The sequence below is a fragment of the Brooklawnia sp. genome (assembly GCF_032229645.1).
Taxonomy (GTDB): Bacteria; Actinomycetota; Actinomycetes; order Propionibacteriales; family Propionibacteriaceae; genus Brooklawnia.
In genome coordinates, this window is record NZ_JAVTWX010000102.1 from 1 (window position 1) to 3,635 (window position 3,635).

Annotated in this window: 6 protein-coding genes and 1 tRNA gene; 2 read left to right on the plus strand and 5 right to left on the minus strand. The window is 60.2% G+C overall.

Annotation, left to right across the window (positions count from 1 at the left end):
- Positions 1-3 precede the first annotated feature (3 nt).
- Together AAFP05_RS07675 and AAFP05_RS07680 are read right to left on the minus strand one after the other, a co-directional pair.
- Positions 4-76, minus strand: a tRNA-Ala gene (locus AAFP05_RS07675).
- A gap of 153 nt (positions 77-229) precedes the next feature.
- On the minus strand, positions 230-676 hold the full coding sequence (locus AAFP05_RS07680; RefSeq protein WP_341729273.1) for a hypothetical protein: 447 nt from the start codon (positions 674-676) through the stop codon (positions 230-232).
- A 149-nt stretch (positions 677-825) separates the two neighbouring features.
- Here AAFP05_RS07680 and AAFP05_RS07685 point away from each other — a divergent pair, with 149 nt between their 5' ends.
- Positions 826-1,119, plus strand: coding sequence for a chorismate mutase (locus tag AAFP05_RS07685; RefSeq protein ID WP_341729274.1), 294 nt, complete (start codon positions 826-828; stop codon positions 1,117-1,119).
- 910 nt (positions 1,120-2,029) lie between these two features.
- Here the strand turns inward: AAFP05_RS07685 and AAFP05_RS07690 are convergent.
- Positions 2,030-2,269 carry a hypothetical protein gene (locus AAFP05_RS07690; RefSeq protein WP_341729275.1) on the minus strand — a complete coding sequence of 80 codons (240 nt, stop codon included), beginning with the start codon at positions 2,267-2,269 and terminating at the stop codon, positions 2,030-2,032.
- Positions 2,270-2,586: 317 nt separating this feature from the next.
- On the opposite strand from AAFP05_RS07690, the gene AAFP05_RS07695 reads away from it, so the two are divergent.
- Positions 2,587-2,727 (plus strand): hypothetical protein, encoded by a 141-nt coding sequence (locus tag AAFP05_RS07695; RefSeq protein ID WP_341729276.1) that lies wholly within the window; start codon positions 2,587-2,589, stop codon positions 2,725-2,727.
- Positions 2,728-2,754: 27 nt separating this feature from the next.
- On the opposite strand, the gene AAFP05_RS07700 is transcribed toward AAFP05_RS07695, so the two are convergent.
- Entirely contained in the window at positions 2,755-3,093 is a 339-nt protein-coding gene (locus AAFP05_RS07700) for an addiction module protein (RefSeq protein WP_341729277.1), read from the minus strand.
- A gap of 21 nt (positions 3,094-3,114) precedes the next feature.
- A partial coding sequence (locus AAFP05_RS07705; RefSeq protein ID WP_341729278.1) for a response regulator transcription factor occupies positions 3,115-3,635 on the minus strand: 521 nt, incomplete at its 5' end.

The window sequence follows — 3,635 nt, forward strand, 5'->3', positions numbered from 1 at the left end:
GGGTGGAGCATAGGGGATTCGAACCCCTGACCTTCTCATTGCGAACGAGACGCGCTACCAACTGCGCCAATGCCCCATATCCAGTTTTTCGGTACCTGAAGATGGTACACGACCCGACACCTGACCCCCAAAAATCGGGGTTCACAACGCACAACGCCGGGCAGGCCATCCCCGCGATCCGGACGAGGAAAGCCTGGAAGCCCTAGGCTGGTGACGTGGGTTACGCCTTTCATCCGGACTTCGCCCGGTACGCCTGGTTTCGCCTACCCTCAACAAGACAGCGATCCGACTCGGCGCGCTCGTCCTGAGTGCTCTGCCCGGAAAAGAGAAGTCGGATGAACAGGTCACCGTCACGCGGCACCAGATTCCGACCGCAGACGGCAGCACCATCTCGGCGCTGCTCTATACCCCCATCCGTGCCGATCGTCCGCTGCCGTGCCTGATCGACTTTCACGGCGGCGGCTTCGTCTTCAAGGCCGCGCCACATCACTTCGCGCTCGCCCGGGCCTACGCCACGCAAACCCCGTGTGCGGTGCTGTTTCCCGACTACCGGCTCCTGCCGGAGCACCGTTTCCCCGCTCCCGTAGAAGATGCCTATTCGTCGCTGCTGTGGCTGGACAGCGGTGAACGCTTTCGTTGCCGACCGGTCTCGGGGCTTTTCCGCGGCGTCGGGCACGGCGATAGTCGACGCGGCCCGGTCGCTGATGCGCTGGGCATGGGCGACGGGGCATGGACCGCGTACCTTATCAAGTGAGCTCGATCCATGCGCACCGTGTCTAACCTTGTCGGAGCTTCATTGTCAGTGGTGGCCACTACAGTGAGGCCATGAACACCGCGGATACGCCCACCCTCAATGAAGTGCGCTCCGTCATCGATGCGATCGACCAACAGATCGTTTCGCTGATCGCGGAGCGCCAAAGATGCGTGCTTACCGCTGGCTCGCTCAAGAAAGACGAGGATGGCGTGCGCGCACCCGCTCGTGTCGAACAGGTCATCGAGAAAGCACGAGCACTCGCAGACGCAGCGGGCGCTTCACCCGAAGTCGTCGAGAGCACCTACCGCGCGATGATCAGCGCTTTCATCCGCCTCGAGCTCGCGCAGCACCGATCCGGCTACTAAAAGCCAGGCCTCTCATGACGTTCTCCGCAGGTGATCGCGTCTTCGTCGACGAGTCCAAGGCTCGCGGCTACATTATCGTTGCGACAGCATCTTCACCGTCTTTGATCCATGATTCTGAAAAGGCGTTGCGCGGTCTCTTGAAGCCGGGACAGCGCCGAATTCATTTCAAAAGTGAAAGCGATAGCCGACGTAGAGAGATCCTCTCACGCATGTGCAAGCTTGATCTGCGCGCGTCAGTCTGGATCGCAAAAGGCCTACCGAACAAAGAAGCTCGTGATGCATGCCTCGCGTCCCTCGTTTCGGAATGTTGCCGCGCACAGGTGTCTGCTCTCATCATCGAACGGGATGAATCACTTATGAGTGCCGACAGGAGAGTAATCAGCATGGCGCTTCGAGGCGGGATGCACTCGTTGCAATACTCACATTCTGCACCCCACGGACAGCCCCTACTCTGGGTGAGCGACTCTGTTGCATGGTGCTATGCGAAAGGCGGCGACTGGATTCGAAGAGCAAAACCCCTCACCGGGCACCGAACAATTCGACTGTAGAAATGCGTGAACCTGGCCCGTCGTACCGTCCGGAAGACTGCCAGGTTCTAAGGGCTACTGCCCGCCGCAGTTCTAGTCTAACGCAGAATCGCAGCGAAGACGACGGCCAGGTGGCGAGGCCAGGTTGCTGCTCCTTCAGTGCTCAATGCTGAGCGTGAGAGCGGGACGCGCCGTCAGGCGCGGCGATCGCGTGCGACAAGCGTGTACGTCACGGTGGACGCACAAACCAAAGTACTCATACGGGCGATCCCAACCGAGCCAGAGCGCCAGACAATCTGCTGATTCCTGGCGGGTAGGGCACTCTTTCTGAGCTGGCTGAGTCTTCCAAAGCACCATTCTGGGCTGGGCCATGGCCCCCGGTGTCAGAACACGAGCCGCCGGTAGGGGGCAGGCGCCTTCATTGGGTGGATGATCTCGATCTCGCCGTCGTCCCATAGCAGCACGACGATCTCCAGTAACCGACCAGATGTGTCGAGACCTATGCGTAGCTCGCGCTGTGGGTTCTCGTCATCAAGCGGTCCGCCTGCGAGGACCGATTGCGCTGCCGCGATCGCATCTTCGTCTTTTATCCCATGTCTTCGAGCAGAGGGCGAGACGATCACGCGTTGGCCCACTCACGAACAGCCAAACGGATGGCCGATGAACGATCCAGTCCTTAGCCCAGAGGACATGCGCGCCTATCTCTCGGGGCTACGGGCCGAGTACGACGCCGAGAATAACTCGGGAAGTATCGAGTTACCTACTCGCCAGGAGCTAAACAGCATCTGGTTGGTTTTTCCTTGGCCTACTACGATGGTTGGACTCGATAGCGTAGGACGAGCCTTTGAATTAGTGGCGGTGGCGCTTCCTCGTGATGTAGCAATAATTATCCACGCGAACTACCCGACCCAGGGTTTGAGAACCAGATGAGGGAGGCGAGATGAACCACTACGTGGGAGCAAACGGTGTTCCATTCACCGATGAAGACGTTGAGCGTTGGGCAAAAGAAACCGCAGACGGGTTCCCGAACTCGGTTCTCACCCACGAGGTTCCGCCGTGGCGCAAGAGCGAACCGATGTAGACCAGAAGCCTTCGTGTGCCAAGCGCTCTATGGTCTCTGCTGGAAAAGCAGGCCAAGGAACACGGCGTGACGTCCAGCGAGTACGCGAGACAAGCACTCGCACAAGGACACTTGGCCAACACCTAATCCGTCTGCGGTTTCAAACTCTGGCCCTGCTTCTGGAGCAGTCGACGGCTCGGCGTCATTGGTGCCTGCCGCGAGCTTGGCGCGGATACGCGCGAAAGCCTCATCGAGTGGCACCATCTCAACTTTGCCGCTCTCAATGTCATCAATGCGTCGGCTGAGTTCGTCGCGCCAGGCGGCGTCGATCTCGTCTTGAGGCGTCTCGTTGTCGCCCGCATTTGGAGCCTGAATGTCGTGAACCATCTTGCTAACCTTCCTCGACCGTCAATCGAGCAGCCCGGCGTCGCGGACCCGCATGGCGGCCGAGACTCGGTTATCGGTGCCCAATTTCATGAAGAGCCTAGTCAGATGCGCTTTGACCGTGGCAAGGCTGAGATGAAGACGATTGCCGATCTGGGCATTGGTGAGACCCTGTGTCATCAAGATGGCGATTTCTCGTTCGCGGTCGGTCAACTCGGCGATCGCCGCCAAGTCTTCCGGAGAGTGCCTGGTCGATGCGGTGGCAGCGGCGATCAGGGTATTCGTGACGTCGGGCGACAGCACCGGTTCGCCGCGGTGCACGGCTTTGATCCCCGCGATCAGGCCGGCGGGGTCGGTGTCTTTGAGCAGGAAGCCGTGCGCACGCTGACGTAGCGCGCGGAGCACGTAGTCGTCCGTATTGAATGTGGTCAACACCAAGACCCGGGGGCTGTCCGCGCCAGCGGTGGCGAGCCGTTCCAGCACGCCGAGGCCGTCGAGCACCGGCATCCGGATATCCAGCAGCACCACGTCCGGCTTGAGCTCGC